This window comes from Actomonas aquatica, from assembly GCF_019679435.2.
Taxonomy (GTDB): Bacteria; Verrucomicrobiota; Verrucomicrobiia; order Opitutales; family Opitutaceae; genus Actomonas; species Actomonas aquatica.
Genome location: NZ_CP139781.1, coordinates 55,135 through 72,202 on the forward strand (window position 1 = coordinate 55,135; position 17,068 = coordinate 72,202).

Annotated in this window: 20 protein-coding genes; 12 read left to right on the forward strand and 8 right to left on the reverse strand. The window is 64.5% G+C overall.

What is annotated here, in order from left to right; translation table 11 throughout:
• Nucleotides 1-4 precede the first annotated feature (4 nt).
• Together pgk and tpiA are read left to right on the forward strand one after the other, a co-directional pair.
• Nucleotides 5-1,249 (forward strand): phosphoglycerate kinase, encoded by a 1,245-nt coding sequence (pgk, locus tag K1X11_RS00215; protein WP_221029147.1) that lies wholly within the window; start codon nucleotides 5-7, stop codon nucleotides 1,247-1,249.
• A 124-nt stretch (nucleotides 1,250-1,373) separates the two neighbouring features.
• Nucleotides 1,374-2,141, forward strand: coding sequence for a triose-phosphate isomerase (gene tpiA, locus K1X11_RS00220; protein WP_221029146.1), 768 nt, complete (start codon nucleotides 1,374-1,376; stop codon nucleotides 2,139-2,141).
• A gap of 237 nt (nucleotides 2,142-2,378) precedes the next feature.
• On the opposite strand, the gene K1X11_RS00225 is transcribed toward tpiA, so the two are convergent.
• Genes K1X11_RS00225 through K1X11_RS00240 form a run of 4 tightly spaced genes read right to left on the reverse strand, consistent with a single transcriptional unit; the run spans nucleotide 2,379 to nucleotide 5,072 of the window.
• Nucleotides 2,379-2,891, reverse strand: coding sequence for an alpha/beta fold hydrolase (locus tag K1X11_RS00225; protein WP_221029145.1), 513 nt, complete (start codon nucleotides 2,889-2,891; stop codon nucleotides 2,379-2,381).
• A gap of 43 nt (nucleotides 2,892-2,934) precedes the next feature.
• Nucleotides 2,935-3,564 (reverse strand): nitroreductase family protein, encoded by a 630-nt coding sequence (locus tag K1X11_RS00230; RefSeq protein WP_221029144.1) that lies wholly within the window; start codon nucleotides 3,562-3,564, stop codon nucleotides 2,935-2,937.
• Between the two features lie 28 nt (nucleotides 3,565-3,592).
• Nucleotides 3,593-4,531 (reverse strand): EamA family transporter, encoded by a 939-nt coding sequence (locus K1X11_RS00235; protein ID WP_221029143.1) that lies wholly within the window; start codon nucleotides 4,529-4,531, stop codon nucleotides 3,593-3,595.
• 10 nt (nucleotides 4,532-4,541) lie between these two features.
• Nucleotides 4,542-5,072: a DoxX family protein gene (locus K1X11_RS00240; protein WP_221029142.1), complete on the reverse strand. Its 531-nt coding sequence runs from the start codon at nucleotides 5,070-5,072 to the stop codon at nucleotides 4,542-4,544.
• Between the two features lie 122 nt (nucleotides 5,073-5,194).
• Between K1X11_RS00240 and K1X11_RS00245 the strand changes: the two genes are divergently transcribed.
• A complete protein-coding gene (locus K1X11_RS00245; RefSeq protein ID WP_221029141.1) occupies nucleotides 5,195-6,070 on the forward strand; it encodes a LysR family transcriptional regulator in 876 nt (291 codons plus the stop codon).
• A 24-nt stretch (nucleotides 6,071-6,094) separates the two neighbouring features.
• On the opposite strand, the gene K1X11_RS00250 is transcribed toward K1X11_RS00245, so the two are convergent.
• Nucleotides 6,095-6,451 (reverse strand): DUF4870 domain-containing protein, encoded by a 357-nt coding sequence (locus tag K1X11_RS00250; protein ID WP_221029140.1) that lies wholly within the window; start codon nucleotides 6,449-6,451, stop codon nucleotides 6,095-6,097.
• A gap of 115 nt (nucleotides 6,452-6,566) precedes the next feature.
• A complete protein-coding gene (locus tag K1X11_RS00255) occupies nucleotides 6,567-7,451 on the reverse strand; it encodes a polyprenyl synthetase family protein (RefSeq protein ID WP_221029139.1) in 885 nt (294 codons plus the stop codon).
• 43 nt (nucleotides 7,452-7,494) lie between these two features.
• Here K1X11_RS00255 and K1X11_RS00260 point away from each other — a divergent pair, with 43 nt between their 5' ends.
• Genes K1X11_RS00260 through K1X11_RS00270 form a run of 3 tightly spaced genes read left to right on the forward strand, consistent with a single transcriptional unit; the run spans nucleotide 7,495 to nucleotide 9,073 of the window.
• Entirely contained in the window at nucleotides 7,495-8,100 is a 606-nt protein-coding gene (locus tag K1X11_RS00260) for a DUF4013 domain-containing protein (RefSeq protein ID WP_221029138.1), read from the forward strand.
• Between the two features lie 31 nt (nucleotides 8,101-8,131).
• Nucleotides 8,132-8,395: an FmdB family zinc ribbon protein gene (locus K1X11_RS00265; protein ID WP_221029137.1), complete on the forward strand. Its 264-nt coding sequence runs from the start codon at nucleotides 8,132-8,134 to the stop codon at nucleotides 8,393-8,395.
• Nucleotides 8,396-8,419: 24 nt separating this feature from the next.
• Nucleotides 8,420-9,073: a hypothetical protein gene (locus K1X11_RS00270; protein WP_221029136.1), complete on the forward strand. Its 654-nt coding sequence runs from the start codon at nucleotides 8,420-8,422 to the stop codon at nucleotides 9,071-9,073.
• 44 nt (nucleotides 9,074-9,117) lie between these two features.
• Here K1X11_RS00270 and K1X11_RS00275 read toward each other — a convergent pair whose 3' ends face one another.
• Nucleotides 9,118-10,299: a phosphotransacetylase family protein gene (locus K1X11_RS00275; protein WP_221029135.1), complete on the reverse strand. Its 1,182-nt coding sequence runs from the start codon at nucleotides 10,297-10,299 to the stop codon at nucleotides 9,118-9,120.
• A gap of 14 nt (nucleotides 10,300-10,313) precedes the next feature.
• A complete protein-coding gene (locus K1X11_RS00280) occupies nucleotides 10,314-11,345 on the reverse strand; it encodes a phosphate acyltransferase (RefSeq protein WP_221029134.1) in 1,032 nt (343 codons plus the stop codon).
• A gap of 126 nt (nucleotides 11,346-11,471) precedes the next feature.
• On the opposite strand from K1X11_RS00280, the gene murJ reads away from it, so the two are divergent.
• From murJ to K1X11_RS00310, 6 genes are all read left to right on the forward strand, one after another.
• A complete protein-coding gene (gene murJ / locus K1X11_RS00285) occupies nucleotides 11,472-13,070 on the forward strand; it encodes a murein biosynthesis integral membrane protein MurJ (RefSeq protein WP_221029133.1) in 1,599 nt (532 codons plus the stop codon).
• A 29-nt stretch (nucleotides 13,071-13,099) separates the two neighbouring features.
• Nucleotides 13,100-14,056 carry a bile acid:sodium symporter family protein gene (locus K1X11_RS00290; protein WP_221029132.1) on the forward strand — a complete coding sequence of 319 codons (957 nt, stop codon included), beginning with the start codon at nucleotides 13,100-13,102 and terminating at the stop codon, nucleotides 14,054-14,056.
• 89 nt (nucleotides 14,057-14,145) lie between these two features.
• Nucleotides 14,146-14,721 carry a TetR/AcrR family transcriptional regulator gene (locus tag K1X11_RS00295; protein WP_221029131.1) on the forward strand — a complete coding sequence of 192 codons (576 nt, stop codon included), beginning with the start codon at nucleotides 14,146-14,148 and terminating at the stop codon, nucleotides 14,719-14,721.
• 134 nt (nucleotides 14,722-14,855) lie between these two features.
• Nucleotides 14,856-15,203, forward strand: coding sequence for a thioredoxin (gene trxA, locus K1X11_RS00300; RefSeq protein ID WP_221029130.1), 348 nt, complete (start codon nucleotides 14,856-14,858; stop codon nucleotides 15,201-15,203).
• 69 nt (nucleotides 15,204-15,272) lie between these two features.
• Nucleotides 15,273-16,337, forward strand: coding sequence for an alkene reductase (locus tag K1X11_RS00305; RefSeq protein ID WP_221029129.1), 1,065 nt, complete (start codon nucleotides 15,273-15,275; stop codon nucleotides 16,335-16,337).
• Between the two features lie 45 nt (nucleotides 16,338-16,382).
• Nucleotides 16,383-17,033: an NAD(P)H-dependent oxidoreductase gene (locus K1X11_RS00310; protein WP_221029128.1), complete on the forward strand. Its 651-nt coding sequence runs from the start codon at nucleotides 16,383-16,385 to the stop codon at nucleotides 17,031-17,033.
• The last annotated feature ends 35 nt before the right edge of the window (nucleotides 17,034-17,068 follow it).

Here is a 17,068-nt window from a genome sequence, read left to right on the forward strand (position 1 = left end):
TCTTATGTCCGCCTTTAAATCCATTCGCGATCTCGACCTTTCCGGCAAACGCGTGCTCATCCGCGTCGATTTTAACGTCCCGCAAGACAAGGCCACTGGTGAGATCACCAACAACCAGCGTATCGTGGCCGCGCTCCCGACCGTCCAATACGCCCTCGATAACGGCGCTTCGGTGGTCCTCATGAGCCATCTCGGTCGCCCGAATGGTCAGGCGAACCCGAAGTTCACCCTCAAGCCCGTCGCCGACGAGTTGGCCAAGCTGCTCGGCCGCGAGGTCCAGTTTGCCGCCGATTGTGTCGGTGCCGAGGTCGAGGCCCAGGCGGCCGCCCTCCAGCCCGGCCAAGTGCTGCTGCTTGAGAACCTGCGCTTCCACATCGAGGAAGAAGGCAAGGCCAAGGACGCCGATGGCAACAAGGTCAAAGCCGATCCCGCCGCCGTCGAAGCCTTCCGCGCCAGCCTCACCAAGATGGGCGAGGTCTACGTCAACGACGCCTTCGGCACCGCCCACCGCGCCCACTCCTCCATGGTCGGTGTGGCCCTGGCCGAAAAGGCCGCCGGCTTCCTGATGGAGAAGGAACTCAACGCCTTCAACAAGGTGCTCGAGAACCCTGAGAAGCCGCTCCTCGCCATCCTCGGTGGCGCCAAGATCGCCGACAAGATTCCGCTCATCACCAACCTGCTGGAGAAGGCCGACAAGATCATCATCGGCGGCGGCATGTCCTACACCTTCAAGAAGAAGGTCAACGGCATGGCCATCGGTGACAGCCTCTACGATGAAAAGGGCGCCGAGATCGTCGAAGAACTCTCCGCCAAGGCCAAGGAGAAGGGCGTCGAGCTCATCTTCCCGGTCGACTACGTCTGCGCCGACAGCTTCAGCCCCGACGCCAACACGCAGCCCGCCGACGACGCCTCCGGCATCCCCGACGGCTGGATGGGCCTCGACGCCGGTCCGAAGTCGATCGAGCTCTACAAGGCCGCCATCCTCTCCTCCAAGACCATCATCTGGAACGGCCCGGCCGGTGTGTTTGAATTCGAGAAGTTCGCCGGTGCGACCAAGGCCCAGGCCGAGGCCGTTGCCGAAGCGACCGCCAACGGCGCGATCTCCGTGGTCGGCGGCGGCGACACCGCCACGGCCGCCAAGAAGTTTGGCGTGGCCGACAAGGTCTCGCACTGCTCCACCGGTGGTGGCGCGTCCCTCGAATTCCTCGAAGGCAAGACCCTCCCGGGCGTCGCGTTCCTCTCGAGCTGAGAGCTCGCAAAGTAGCGAGTAGGTAGTAGCGAGTAGCGAGCATCCCGAGCGCACTTCCTGCTACCTCTCGCCTCCTTTTTCTACCCACCACTCGCTACTCACTACCCACACCTTTTTTAATATTATGATCCGTAAAAAACTCATCGCCGGTAACTGGAAGATGAACAAGACCTCGGGCGAAGCCGCTGACCTCGTGAAGGACATCGTCGCCGAGGTCGGTCGCAGCAACGACGTCGACGTCGTCGTGTGCCCGCCGTTCACCTCCCTCGAGTCCGTCGGCAAGGCTCTCGATGGCTCCAGCATCAAGCTCGGCGCCCAAAACATGCACCCGGAGCGCAGCGGCGCTTACACGGGTGAAGTTTCCGCCGAGATGCTGCGCTCGCTCTTCGCCAGCTACGTCATCCTCGGTCACTCCGAGCGTCGCACCTACTTCGGCGACACCGATGCCTTCGTGAACCAGAAGGTCACCGCCGCCCTCAAGGCCGAGCTCAAGCCCATCCTCTGCGTGGGTGAGACCCTCGCCGAGCGTGAAGCCGGCTCGACCCTCAAGGTCGTGCAGACCCAGCTCGAGGCTGGCCTCGAAGGCGTTACCAAGGAGCAGGCCACCAGCGTGGTGATCGCTTACGAGCCCGTCTGGGCGATCGGCACCGGCAAGGTGGCGACCACCGAGCAAGCGCAGGAGGTGCATGCCTTCATCCGCGATCTGCTGGGCAAGCTCTTCACCCCGGCCGTGGCCGGCAAGATGCGCATCCTCTACGGTGGCTCCATGAAGCCGTCCAATGCGCCCGAGCTGCTCGCGCAGACCGACATCGACGGTGGTCTCATCGGCGGTGCGGCGCTCGAAGCCCGCAGCTTCGTCGACCTGATCAACGCCGCCGCCAAGGCGAACTGAGATCGGTCACGATAATCGTTTTGCACAAAGCCCGGCCCGAAACGGCCGGGCTTTTTTGTGCGTGCCGGGAGTGGATCGGGCCGACGAGGGCGTCGGCGGTCACGACGGGCGACAGCACCGGGAGGCAAAGCAGCGCGACCAAGGTCGCAGCCTACAATGAGACGTCGAAACCGGAATGTAGGCAGCGACCTTGGTCGCGCTGCGTTGCCTCAAAGTCGACGGTCTCCAAAGGTCCGTTCAGCTCAACCGCTCCAAACATTCGCGGATGGCGGCGAGGTAGTTGGGGTGCCACAGTTCGTGGTCGGCGCCGGGCACGTTGGTGTAGTCGCAGGTGGTGTAGAAGTCGCGCACGGCTTCGGCGCGGCGGTGCATTTGCTCGTCCTCACGGGCGCCGACCAACACGTCGGCCGGAGTTGCGGCATTGCCCTCGCGATAGGAAATGAGCCAGCGCTCGGGTTCGTCGTCGTCCTCCAGAAAGAAGGGCGAGATCGAGCCGAGGATGAGGTGCCGCGCCTCGAGCGCGCCGAGGTGGGCGTAGAGCGCGCCAAGCGAGAAGCCCATGACGATCTTGCCGGCGGTCTGCGCCCGCACCTGCGTGAAGACGGAAGTGACGCCGAAGGGCGGATGCGGGCCTTCCCAGTGGATTTGCACAAACTCCGTGTCCCAGCCGCAGCTGTGCACGAAATCGACGAAGGGACGGAACCGGCGTTTGGCGCCGGGCATGGGCGGCACGATGCAGAGCATGGGCATGGCGTCACGTTGCCCTGCACCGTGGCCGCGTCAATCCGAGCGCTCAAACGCGCTCCAGGACTTCGGAGAGGGGGCGGCGCGGCTTCTGTTGCCAGTTGCGCTCCGCGGCGTGACCGACGGTGACCAGCATGACCGGGATGTTATGCGCCGGCAGTTCAAAGGCTTCGGCCAGCGCAGCCGGATCGAAGCCACTCAGCGCCCCGGAGGCGTATCCGAGTTCGTTGGCGGCGAGCATGAGGGTCATGGCGGCGAGCGAGGCCGAACGGAAGGCTTCGTCGCGCTGCAACTGCGGGTTGTTCTCGTGGGAAGCCGTCGCCATGTCGGACCAGCCCTGTTGGACGGCGGACGGAATCATGCCGGCGTCGACCGCGGGTTGCAGGCGGGCGAAGAGGTGACGGTAGGCTTCGGTCTGACCGCAGACAATGAAGGTGACGGAGGCATCGCGCACCTGCGGTTGGCCGTAGGCGACGGCCTGGAGGCGTTCCTTGGCGGCGTCGGACTCGACCGCGATGAAGCGCCAGTTCTGCAGGTTGAAGGCGGTCGGCGCGCGGGTGGCGAGGTGTATCAGCTTTTCGACGACGCCTTCGGGGAGCGGGCGATCGGGGATAAAACGACCGACGGTGCGGCGGGTTTCGAGCAGGTCGGTGAGGGAGGATGTGGTGGTCGTATTCATGATGAGGATGGGATTGAGCGTTGCGTGTTTAGCGTTGCGGGCGCAGGGCCCACTGGAGGGTGAAAATGGCGGCCAGCACGATGGTCATGCCGGCGAGTTGGGTGGGGCTGAAAGCCTGGCCCAGCACCAGCCAACCGAGGACCAACGCGGTGAGCGGACTGAGCAGCCCAAGTGCGGACACGGCGCTGGCGGAGAGTCGACGGATGCCGCGAAACCAGAGCGGGTAGCTCAGCAGCGCGCCGGCGAGGCAGAGGTAGGTGTAGCCGACGATGTGCGTGACCTGCAGCTCGGCGATGGGGGCCTCGAGCCACCACGCGGCGGGTGCCAAGAGCAGTCCGGAGAAGGTGAGTTGCCAACCGGTGGAGGTGAGCAGGGGCACCGCCGGCGTTCCGGCCGCGGTGCGGCCGGTCAGGTAGGTGCCGAGCGCGAGGCAGACCGTGCCGCCAGCCGCGGCCAGCAGCCCGACCGGATCGAGATTGCTCGTCGCCGGCCCGGCGAAAATGGCGGCCATCCCGAGCACGGCGGTCAACCCGGCTCCGAGGGCCAGCAGTGGCGGACGGCGTTGGTCGAAGATCCAGGTGAGCCCGAGCACCAGCAGCGGCATGGTGGCGCCGAGGATGGCGGCAATGCCTCCGGGCAGGCGGTAGGCGGCGGCAAAGAGCAGGGCCTGAAAGAGGCCGATGTTGAGGATGCCGAGCAGGAGGAGGCGCGGCCAGGCTCCCCGTGGCAGGCGATGACCTTGCCAAAGCAGCAAGGCGAGACCGGCAGGCAGGGTGCGAATGCAGGCGGCGGTGAAAGGCCGCTCCGGGGGTAGCCACTCGGTGGTGACGAGGTAGGTGGAACCCCAGATCATGGGTGTGAGCGCGGTGAGGGCGGTGTCGGCCCAGCGGCGAGAGGATGCCGCTGCGGCCGAGCCTGCTTCGTCGAGCGGCAGGGAGACGGTGGGAGCTGAGGACGAAGCCGGCATCGGACGACCTTTAGCGGGCGTTGCGGGCGGCGATCAGGCGATCGAGGGAGAAGAGGCCGCCGCCGGAGACGATCAGGGCGAGGACGATGCCGAGCATCAGCAGGGTGTATTCGATGCCTTCACCGGCTTGGTTGCCATACCAGTTCATGAAGAAGCCGTGCTGCAGTTGGACGGTGACCATGGCGACGCTCATGACGGCGCCGATGGCCAGCGCGGCCGGGCGGGTGGCGAGGCCAAGCAGGAGGAGGAGCGGGCCGAAGAACTCAACGAGCACCGCGCCGAGGGCGAGCACGTAGGGGATGCCCATCTGCTCGGTGAAGAAGCTCATGGTGCCGGCGAGGCCGTAGCCCCCGAACCAACCGAGGAGCTTCTGGGCACCGTGCGGGAAGAGCACGACCGCGAGAGCGAGGCGGAGGAAGATCGGCGCGGTGGTGGCCGAGGTGTTGAAGAGCGCCTGACGCAGGATCGAGAACGTCGAGCCGGTGGCGGGAACGTTGAGGGAAGAGGGGGCTGAAGCCGTGGCGGTGGTGGAGGAGGACATGATGGAAAGGGGAGGGTTGGGAGGAGGGTTGGTTTGAACGTTGCCAGCATAGCGGAGCGGCGCGGTGGTGCCTAATACGCCGGTATTGCTTCCGGTATGCGGTTCATGCATACCCCCTCGCCATGAAGACACTGCGGACCTTTTTTGCCGTGATGGAAGAGGGCAGCGTGAACCGCGCGGCCGCTCGACTGGGCGTGGCGCAGCCGACGCTGTCGCGGCAGATTCAGGCGCTGGAGCAGGAGGTGGGGGGCTCCCTTTTTGAGCGCGGCACCTGGGGCGTGCGGCCGACGGACCTGGGTTTCAAGCTACGCGAAATGATGCTGCCGGTGCTGCGGGCCTATGATCAGGCGTGGGCGGAAGTGGCGGCGCACGCGAAGGGACGGCACACGCAGTTGCGGGTGGGTTACCTCGGCATGGCGGCCAACCGTTTCCTGAATCCTGCGCTGGCGCGGCTGCGCGAGGAGTATCCCGACATCAAACTCTGGCTCTTCGACCAGACGCCGGTGGAACAGCTCAAGGCGCTGCGCGCGGGCGAGCTGGACGTCGCATTGATCGGCCAGGAAGGCGCGGCGGTGGGCGATGATTTTTATCGCCGCAAGGTCAGTCGAATCGGGGTGTGCGCAGCTTTACCGTCGCAGCATCCGGCGGCGAAGCGCGAATCGATTTCGCTGGAGGAGCTGAAGCACGATGTGTTCATCGGCGTGGCGGAGTCGTCGGTGCCGGGGCGCAATGCCTGGGTAGCTTCGCTCTGCGCGAAGGCAGGATTTAAGGCCCGGTTTGTGGCGGAGACGTCCGAGGTCACCGAGACCTTCATGCGGGTGGTGGGGGACTCGGCGGCGTGTATTGTGCCCGACTACGTGGAAGGGTCCTCGCCGCCCGGGATCACCTTCGTGAAACTCAACGACGACTTTGCGACGTGGGATTTTTATGTGCTGCGCCAGCGCGGACGCGGCACCCCGGCGATTCGTCGTTTGGTGGAGTTGATCGGCGAACCCTGAGCGTCGGGTAGGGCGTGGCGCGGCTCAGACGTTGAAGAAACGGATCGTGAGCGGGTAACGGTAGAGCTCGTCGTTGGCGGCTTTGACGATGGCGATGATGACGAGCACGAACGCGGCGATGCCGAGCAGGAAAATGAGGAGCGAACCGAGGCCGAAAAGGAGGATGAGCGGCACGCAGAGCAGGCACCAGATCGTCCAGCTGAGGTGGAAGTTGAACGCCTCGGCGGCGTGGGCCGGCACGGTGGTGTGGTCGTCCTTGGTGACGAGGTAGACGACCAGCGGGATCAGTATCGGCGCGCTGAGGAACCAGGCGCCGTGGCTCAGGATATTGAGCAGGCGATGGGAGGATTCGACGGGCGTGACGTTGACGGGAGCGTTCATGGCAAAAGTGGTGTGAAAGGTGATGTTGAAGGTATCACCCGGCAGCTTACGCCAAAGTTGCAGCTCGTGGGTTTATAATTAGCCCGCGGCTATGGAACCGCTATCGGCCGCGGAGCTACGCTGCCCGGCTGGCCATGTTACGGGCGAGCGTCTGCAGGAAGGTGCTGTCGCCGGGCAGGGCGGAGAACGCGGCCACGGCGGCGTCGGTTTGCTCGGTGATGAAGCGACGCGACGCATCCAAGCCGTGGATACGCACGTAGGTGGTCTTCTCGGTCGCTTCGTCCTTGCCCACGGTTTTGCCCATGGTGGCGGTGTCGGAGGTGACATCGAGGACGTCGTCGACGATTTGGAAAGCGAGTCCGAGGTGCCGGCCGGCGGTGCGCAGGCGGTCGAGTTGCCCGACGTCAAAACCGGCCACGAGTCCGCCCATCACGAGGGCGGTTTCGATCATGGCGGCAGTTTTGTTGAGGTGGATGAATTCGAGTTCCTCCGGCGTGGCGTCGCCTTTGGCTTCGCCCTCGAGGTCGGCCATTTGACCGCCGATCAGGCGTCGGCTGCCCGCGGTCGCGGCGAGTTCGCGGATGAGGCCATGGGCGAGGGCGGGCCGATCGGCGTAAGCCTCGGCAAGCAGGGCAAAGGCGTGGGTGAGCAGCGCGTCGCCGGCGAGCAGGGCGGTGGCTTCGTCGTAGGCCTTGTGCACGGTGGGACGGCCGCGGCGCAGGTCGTCGTTGTCCATGCAGGGTAGGTCGTCGTGGATGAGCGAATACGTGTGCAGGCACTCGATGGCGACGGCGGCGGGCAGGGCCTCGTCGCCGTCCAGGCCGCCGAGTTCGGCGGCGGAGAGCAGCAGGGCGGGGCGCAGGCGCTTGCCGCCGGCCTCCAGGCTGTAGCGCATGGCGGCGTGCAGGCGGGCAGGGCGCGTGTCCGCTGCCGGAACATGTTGATCGAGGCCCGTTTCGACGCGGGCGACCAGAGAGTTTAATTTGTTTGTGACATCCATGAGGGCGTCGCTACGGTCCGGCTCAACCTTAGCTTCCGCCGCAATGCCGACCCTAGAACTCGTTTGCAAACGCCTTTTCGCGGACTCCTCGTGGTTCATTAAGAGCATCGTAGGAGCCCTGCTGCTGGTGGTGCCCATCGCGCACTTCCTGGCCTTTGGCTACCTGTATGGGTTGATTGAGCGCGCCCGTCGGGGTGACTCGGTCATTTTGCCGGAATGGGGGGAGTGGCGCCGGCTGTTTTTTGATGGGATCGCCGCGTTTGTGATCTTTTTGGTGCTGGGCGTGGTGCCGTTGGCGATCGCCTGGATGTTCACGCTGCCGCTGCGTCTGCTGGCTTACGGTGCCTTTGTTTACCTCCCGATGGTGCCGGCGGTGCTCATCGTGGGGCCGTTGGTGGTGGCGGGCATTTACCAATACCAGAAGCGCGAGGAGTATCGGGATGCCTTCCGGCTGCCGGTGCTGGGCGCCATGCTGCGGGCGGCGCGCGGTCGTTTTGTGCTGCCGACCCTGGCGCTCATCGGCTTCGTGCTGGCGGGTTATCCGCTCATGACCTTCACCGTTTTTGTGGGCTGGGCGTGCAGCTGGACCTACTACGCCGCTTCCTTCCGCTTTATCGAAGAAACGCGCCGCGGTGGCGTGAAGATTTGATTTTTTGCTCCGGTTAGACACCTAAGCGCTCATGCCGACCTACGACTACGTCTGCACCAAGTGTGAACACGAATTTGAAGCGTTTCAGTCCATGAAGGACGAGCCGCTGAAAACCTGCCCGAAATGCAAGAAACGCGCGTTAAAGCGACTTGTTGGCGGCGGGTCCGGGCTAATCTTCAAGGGCTCGGGTTTCTACATCACCGACTACAAAAACAAGTCCAGCGGCGGCAGTGAGAAGTCGTCGGCCAAGGATTCCGGCACGGCCGCCAAATCGACCGACGCCAAGGCGTCCTGATTCCACCCTCAACCCGTCCGTCTCATGCTCAGCTCCACCAAACCCGCCGCTCCCAGTTTATTTGAGATCACGCTCGGCGCGGTGCTGAGTGTGGTGTTGGGCGCGGTGCTCGCTGCGAGTTATCTGGCGGCCCAGCCGGTCGAGCAGGTGCGTTCGCTGCCGAAGGAGCCGGATGAGAGCACAGTATACTACGTGACGGGCTCCAGTCGCAGTTCGCTGGGACGCCAATGGCTGCGCAAGAAGCAGGTGCTGGTGGAGCAGGGCGCGTTTGAGCTCGAGTTCAATGAGGACGAGCTGAACACGTGGATGTCGTCGTCCCAGGCCAAGCCGGATGGGGAGGAAGAGTCCGGGGTGTTTGTCGCCAAGGGACTGAACTTCCGCATCGACGACGGCCAGTTGCAACTTGGTTTGCCGTGCACGTTTTCGCTGGCGGGAGTGACGCGCGATGTGGTGGTGCAGGCGCGGGGCGGTTTTGTCCGTGATGGAGGCGCTTACGCTTTCAAACCCGCGCAGCTCTACGTGGGCACGCTCGACGTGGCGCGACTGCCGGTGGTGGGTGACTTTTTCTACGATCGTTTGATCGCTGCTCAGGAGATTCCGGAGGATGTGGCGGCGGCGTGGGGGAGCCTCAGCCGAGTCGCCGTCGAGGGCAATGTGCTGAAGCTGGAGCGGCGCTGAGGTCGCCCGAAGGCGGAGCGGGACGAGCGCCGGCGCCTCAGCGCTCAGCGCTTCATGGCTTCGAGCAGGTTGGGGATGCCCACGTGCTCTTGGACGAGACGTTTGATGACCGGAATCTTGTCGGTGTCGCCCGGCTGCGTTTTCACCGTCATGCCGTTGATTTTGGAGGTCACGGTGTAGCTCTCGCCGGAGGCGGTCATCACGGGAATGCGAGTGCGGGAGAGGAGCTCCTTCAGCTTCGGGTGCGGCTCGATGTCGTTGGTGAGAATGATGCCGGCGATGGTGTCGTCGGGCGCGAGCTGGGCGCCGGAGATGGCGGCGAGCAGGATGTCGTCACGGTCGCCGGGGGTGATGATGACGGTGCCGCGCTCGAGGTGTTCAACGATGCCTTTGGCGGTCATGGCGCCGACGACGAGGCGTTCGACGCGCACGCGGGCTGCGCCGGCTTCGGCGTTGAGCCAACGGGCACTGATGTGTTCGGCGATCTGCGAGAGATTGGGATGGGACAGCACCGGCTGGATCGGCAGGACGCCGAGCAAGGGCACGCCGAGGCGAGCGAGACCGCGACCGGCGTAGTCGCGCACCATTTCCATTTTGTCTTCCTCGACCTTGTTGAGGATGGCGCCCACCACCTCGACGCCGGCCTTGTCGAACAGCGCCTTATTGAGGGCAATTTCATCGACGGGGCGGCCGATGCCTCCGGGGCAGACCAGGATGGCTTTAGCCCTCAGTAGCTTGGCGACGCGGGCGTTGGACAGGTCGAACACGCTGCCGACGCCGGCATGGCCGGTGCCCTCGATGAGGGTGAAGTCCTTTTCCCAGGAGACGCGGTCAAAGGCGCGGCAGATTTGGTCTTCGAGTTTGGGCAGGGTTTCGGCCGGGTCGGTGAGATAGCGGCGGGTGAAGCTGCCGTCGATGGCGACGGGGCTCATGCTCTCGATCGGCACGCGCACCTTAAAAATGGTGTCGAGGAGCACGGAGTCCTCATCGATCTGGCGGCCTTCGACCTTCACGAAACGTTGCCCGATGGGCTTGATGAAACCGACGCGCGGGAAGTGGGCCTGCAGCGCGGCGAAGAGGCCGAGGCAGGTGGTGGTCTTGCCGTCGTTCATGCGGGTCGCGGCCACAAACACGCGTTCGGTTTGCGTGTTGGTCGGGGCGGTCAGCAGCGGCAGAGCGGGCAGATTAAAGGGGTTGGTGGACGGAGAAGGTGTCTTGCTAGACATGAGCGTCGGGAAAGTCAGGAGTTGGGGAAGAGGAGGTCGCGGTCGATTGCTTGAAGGCCGCAGACGACGGCGGCGCCAAACACGTCGTGGGCGCTGGAACCACGACTGATCTCGGCGGCGGGTTTGGTCAGCCCGGTCACGATCTGACCGTAGGTGGCGGCCCCGGCGATGTGTTGCACGAGTTTGAAGGCGATGTTGCCGCTGTTCAGATCGGGAAAGATCAGCACGTTGGCGCGGCCGGCGACGGGAGACTCCACGTGTTTGGCCTTGGCGGTGTAGGCGTCGAGGGCGGCGTCGGCCTGGATTTCGCCATCGATCTCGAAGTCGAGTTTGGCGGCGGCCGCGCGCTCGCGGGCGAGTCGGGTGGCTTCACGCATCTTCAGCACCGAGGGGTGGGTGGCCGCGCCGTGGGAGGCGAAGCTGAGCATGGCGATGCGGGGCGACTCGTTGGTGAGGTGATGCGCGATGATGCCGGTGGAGATGGCGATGTCGGCCAATTGGTCGGCGGTCGGCTCGGGAATGACACCGCAATCGGCCATAAAGAGGGCGCCGTGGGTGCCGAGCGGTTTTTCGTCGAAACTCAGAATCATGAGCGACGAGGCGGTGCGCACGTGCGGCAGACGCGGGATGATTTGGAAGAGGGGACGCAGGGCGCTCGACGCGCTCTGGGTGGCGCCACCAACGAGGGCGTCGGCTTGGGCGTGCAACAGCATCATGGTGGCGTAGGTGCTGTTGTCGCTCATCGCTTCGCGGGCGGCCTCGAGGGTCATGCCCTTGGCGGCGCGCATCTGGTGAAACTCGTGCACGAACACCTCAAAGTCGTCGGCCCGGGAGGGATCCAACAGGCGCATGCCCTCGATGTTGATGTCGAGTCGCACCGCGAGACGCTTCATTTCGGTGCGATCGCCGAGGAGGATCGGCACGCCGAGGCGGCGGGTCACCCATTGGCGAGCCGCTTGCATGATGCGGGCATCGGCGCCTTCAGGGAAGACGACGCGTTTCGGGTGCCGTTGTAGTTTGGCCGCAAGTCGATTGAGCAGAGGCATGGACGCGGCGAAAGTGGTTTGTCGGTCGCCGGGCGTCAATGGCACTCACGGACGTTCGCTGGCACGAGCGTGGTCAGGTCAGGGTTCACACTTGTAAGGCCTTGGGGGGCAGGCGAGAACTGCGCGGTGTCCCGCAGTCTGAAGAACATCGGCATCGTCTCCGCCGCGACCATGGTGTCGCGGGTGCTGGGCTTGGGGCGCGACGTGTTGGTGACGGCGGTGTTTGGCACAAGTGCGTTGGCGTCGGCCTTCGTGACGGCCTTTACCTTGCCCAACCTGTTTCGGCGGCTGCTGGGCGAGGGGGCGCTGACGGCGGCGATGGTGCCGACCCTCAACGATGAGTTGGCGGCGCGGCAGAAGGCCGGGGCGTTTGCGCTGCTGAATCAGGTGGCAAGTTGGCTGGGACTGGTAACGTTGCTGATCGTGGGCGGATCCATGCTGGGACTGCACGGGCTCGCCGATGCGTCGTGGCTGGAGCGGGTGGTGGATAACGCGGCGACGGTGGAGCGCTGGCGACTGGCGGCGGAGATCGGCGTGTTCCTGTTTCCGTATCTGTTCTTCGTGTGTTTGGCGGCGGCGTTCAGCGCGGCGTTGCAAACGCTGAACCGTTTTCTGGAACCGGCGCTGTCGCCGATCTGGCTCAATCTCGCCATCATTGGCGCGTTGGGCGGTGCGGTGTGGGGACTGGGCATCGAGGTAGGGGAGGCGCGCATGCGCTGGTTGTGCGGCGGGGTGCTGGTCGGTGGATTTCTGCAGATGGCCGTGCCGGCGGGAGCACTGATGGTGCGGGAAGGGTGGCGGCCGCGGTTGGACCTGAGCCTGAGCCCGGCAGTGCGGGCGGTGCTGGTGTTGATGGGACCGACGGTGCTGGGGTCGGCGGTGTATTTGATCAACCTCGCGGTGTCGCGGGTGATCGGGCTGTCGCTCAACGAGGCGGCGGCGACCATCCTCAATCTCGCGACTCGTCTGATTGAGCTGCCGATCGGCGTGTTTGCGATCGCGGTGTCGACGGTGGTGTTTCCGCTCATCTCCAGTTACGCGGCCAAGCGGGAATGGGGCAAACTGGCGGCGGCGTATCATCACGGCATGCGCCTGGTGTTGGCGATCAACGTGCCGGCTGCGGCGGGTATGGTGGTGCTGGCCTCGCCGATCATTCGGGTGCTGTTTCAACGCGGGGAGTTTACCGGCGCTGATACCACGGCGATGGCGCCGGTGCTGATGGTGTTCGCCGCGGGGCTACCGTTTTTCGCTTACGTCAACCTGATGCTGCGCGCGTTTTACGCGGAGAAGGACACGCGCACGCCGGTGAAGGCGGCGGTGTTGAGTTTTGTGATCAATGTCGGTCTGAGCCTGTTGCTGATGGGGCCGCTCTCGACGATGGGACTGGCGCTGGCGAGCAACCTCGCGGTCGTGGCGCAGGCGGTCTATCTGCAACGCGCGCTCACGCGTCAGCGCCGCGAACTGGGCGTGGCGACCCTGTTGCCGAGCGTGGTGAAGATCCTCGTCGGCAGTGCCGCGATGGGTCTGGTGCTGTGGGGCGGGCTGCAGTGGATCGCGCCGGACGCGCAGACCTGGTGGGCGGATTTTGGCCGCTTGGCGGTGGGCGTGCCGGTAGGGGCGGGACTTTATGCCGCGGTGGTTTGGACCCTGCGGTTGGAGGGACGCGACGAGTTGTTGCGTTTGGTGCGTGGGCGTAAGCCGCGCGTGGATACAAAAGGACTATGATGAAAAAGTGGGTGGCTAAAAACTGGTTCATGCTCGGCATGCCCCTGGCGGTGGCGTTGGCCTGGGTATTCCCGGATATTGGGGCGAAGGGAGGTCTGCTGCGCACGGAAATCACGACGAAGCTGGCGGTGGCCTTTGTGTTCTTTTCGCAGGGACTCACTCTGCCGGCGAAGGCGCTCAAGGATGGCGCGAGTCAGTGGCAACTGCATCTGGCGGTGCAGCTTTTCGGGTTCCTGATTGTGCCGCTCATTGGCCTCGGTTTCGACGCAGTGGTGGGGGCCCAACTCGCGCCGGATCTACGGCTGGGTTTCCTGTTTCTGTGCGTGCTGCCCTCCACGATCGTGATGGCGGTGGCGCTTGCCACGGTGGCTGGCGGCAACGTGCCGGCCGCTATTTTTAACGCCGTGCTTTCCAACGTGCTGGGCGTGTTTGTGACGCCGATGTGGGTGGCGTGGCTGATGAAATCGAGCGGTCAGACCCTGTCGCTCGTCGACGTGTTGCAGGAGTTGTTTTTCCTCCTGCTGCTGCCGCTGGCGGTGGGGCAAATCGTGCGCCGTTTTGGCGCCGAGATTTGGGCCGACGCCAATCGCAAACGCCTCAACAACGCGGCGAACGCGATCATCCTCGTGATCGTTTACGCGGCGTTCTGCAATTCGGTGAAGGCCGATCTCTGGTCGTCGCACGGTTGGAAAACCTTCGTGGCGGCGGCGGTGGGGGTGATGGTGTTGCAGCTCGTCGCAGTGGGGGGCGCGGTGCTCTTGGCGCGCGTGTTTCGCTTCGCGCCCGCAGAAGCCATCGTGTTCACCATCACCGGCGCCCAGAAGAGTCTGGCGACCGGGGTGCCGCTAGCGAAGGTCATCTTCGGCGCGCACCCGGGTCTGGGGCTCATCCTGCTGCCGATCATGATCTATCACCCGTCGCAGTTGTTCCTCTGCGGCACCCTGGCGGGGCGGCACTTACGCAAGCACGGTGTGACGGACCGGTGACAAGAAAGTCGTCGCTCGGCTTGATTGAGCGCGCGGGGTTTGTAGCTTCCCGCCAGATGGGCCGAACCAGCAACGCAGATCAACGTCTCATGGACGCCGCACTCTCTCTCATGTGGGAGGAGAGTTACGGCGCCGTGTCGGTGGATGATATCTGTCGCAAGGCGGACGTCCGCAAAGGCAGTTTTTACTACTACTTCAGCTCCAAGTCCGAACTGGCCGTGCGCGCCTTGGACCGTATGTGGGAAGAACACAAGCGGGCACTGGAAGAGTATTTCGCCGCCAGCCGCGGTCCAATTGAACGCATTCGCGCCCGCTGCGACCAAGCGTTGATTTTTCAGCGCGAAATGAAGCAGCAATACGGCCGCGTCCTGGGCTGTCCGCTGTGTTCGCTCGGTTCGGAAATCTGCAACCAAGACTCGGCGATCCGCGACAAAGTGCGCGAGATTCTCGACCTCAAGGTCGGTTACTGGGAGCAGGCCATCCGGGAGGCGCAGGACTTGGGACTTTTGGTGGCAAACAATCCCACTCAGAAGGCGCGCTGCGCGATGGCCTTCTTCGAGGGCATGATCGCCCAAGCGCGCCTGCACGACGATCTCAGTCGATTGGAAGGTCTGGCTGACCAAATGTGCGAGCATCTCGGTGTGCGGTCTTCGGTGACGGCCTGATCGATGCGGCGAGGGGGTTAATGCCCGCTGCGCACGGGTTTGGGGAATTTAGGGCAGGGGATGAGCCCTCTAATCGTCGGAAAATTGCGTGAACCGCTTGCGCGAATCTAAACCTAGACGATTAGTCAACTATTATGAACCAAACCCCCACACTCCTCCCGGCCGTAACGGCCGCCACCTTTGAACACGATGTCCTCGAGGCCTCCCGCGAACGCCTTGTGGTGGTCGACTTCTGGGCCGAATGGTGCGGCCCGTGTAAGGCCATGGCACCGGTCCTCGAAGAGGCGCTCATCCAACGCGGCGAGGCCGTGAAGATCGTTAAGGTCGACGTCGACCGCGAACCGCGCCTTTCCATGCTGCATGGCGTGCGCTCGATCCCCACGTTGGCCTTCTTCCGCGACGGCCGAAAGGTCGACGAACTCGTCGGCTTGCAGGCGCTCGACCCGCTCTTGCAGCGCATCGACCGCGCCGCCACGGCCTGATCGCGCCGCGCTCGTCCGCTCCTCCGTCAGATTTCCCATTCCCGCTTCACTGTTCTCAACCCTCCGCTGATGCCCGTTCCTCAAACTGCTCTCGCCGCGCCTCTCCAGGTCGGCGCCTTCAATCTGCCCAACCGTGTGGTTATGGCTCCGCTCACGCGTTGCCGCGCCGCCCCCGGTCGGGTGCCCGCCGACTTGGCGGCCACCTATTATGAGCAACGGGCTTCGGCCGGCCTCATTCTGACCGAAGCCACCTCGGTTACTCCGATGGGCGTCGGTTATCCGGACACGCCGGGCATTTGGAACGATGCGCAGACGGAAGCGTGGAAGAAGATCACGGCGGCCGTGCATGCGCGCGGTGGTCGCATCGTCCTGCAGCTCTGGCATGTCGGCCGCATCTCCGATCCGCATTACCTCGAGGGCGCCCAACCGGTCGCGCCCTCGGCGATTCGTCCGGAAGGCCACGTGAGTGGGATCCGTCCGATGAAACCCTACGAGGTGCCGCGGGCGCTGGAGCGCTCCGAAATTCCCGAGGTGGTGCAAGCCTATCGTGACGGTGCGGCGCGGGCGAAGGCCGCTGGTTTTGACGGTGTCGAAATCCACGGTGCCAACGGCTACCTCGTCGATCAGTTCCTCGCCGATGGCTCCAACCAACGCACCGACGACTACGGCGGCTCCGTTGAGAACCGCGCCCGCTTCCTCCTCGAGGTGACGGATGCGGTGGTCGACGTCTGGGGCGCCGATCGTGTCGGCGTGCATCTCAGCCCGGGAGGCGCGTATAATGGCATGAGCGACTCCAACCCGGCCGAAACCTACGTGCACGCGGCCCGGGAACTCGGTCGTCGCGGTTTGGCGTTTATTTTCCTGCGCGAGACCCTCGACGGTCCGCGCCTCGCGCCGGCGATGAAGGAGGCCTTCGGTGGTCCGGTGATCCTCAACGACTCGATCGATCCCGACCAAGGTGCCGGTCTCGTCGAATCGGGTGAAGCCGATGCGGTGTCCTGGGGACGCCTCTACATCGCCAACCCCGATCTCGCCGAGCGCCTCATCGAAGGCGCGCCCCTCACCGAGCCGAATCCCGACACCTTTTACGGTGGTGGTGCCGAGGGTTATACCGATTATCCGTTCCGCAGCTGACCCTGTGCTCAGTCTTTCCGTATCCAGCAACCAACGACACCGAACATGAATCCGATTACCAAGGAAACCCTCCTCGACGCCCTCAAGTGGCGTTACGCCACCAAGCAGTTTGATCCGGCCAAAAAGATCGACGACGCCACCTGGGCCGCTCTCGAAGAAACACTCGTCCTCGCGCCCTCGTCCTACGGTCTGCAGCCGTGGAAGTTCATCGTGGTGGAAGACCCGGCCATCAAGGCGCAGCTCGTGCCGGCGTCCTACGGCCAGACCCAAGCGGCCGACGCCTCCCACTTTGTGGTCTTTACCGTGCGCCGCGGTCTCGACGACGCTCACCTCGATCACTTCATCGAGCGCACGGCCGAAATCCGCGGCATCACCCCCGACGATCTGGCGGGGTTCCGCAAGGTCATCGCCGGTTCCTTGGCGGGTGCGCGCCAAGCGGGTTTCCTGGATGCCTGGCAGGAGCACCAGATCTACATCGCGCTCGGTCAGCTCATGACCGCCGCCGCGCTGCTCGGCATCGACACCTGCCCGATGGAGGGCATCGACAAGGCGAAGTTTGACGAGATTCTCGGCCTCACCGGCACCGACTACGCCACGGGCGTGGCCTGCGCGGTGGGCTACCGTTCGGCCGACGATAAATACGCCGCGGTGCCGAAGGTGCGCTTCCCGGCCGTCGAAGTGATCGAGCGCCGGTAACGGTCCGGTTAACAATCTTCATACCCTGCGTCGAA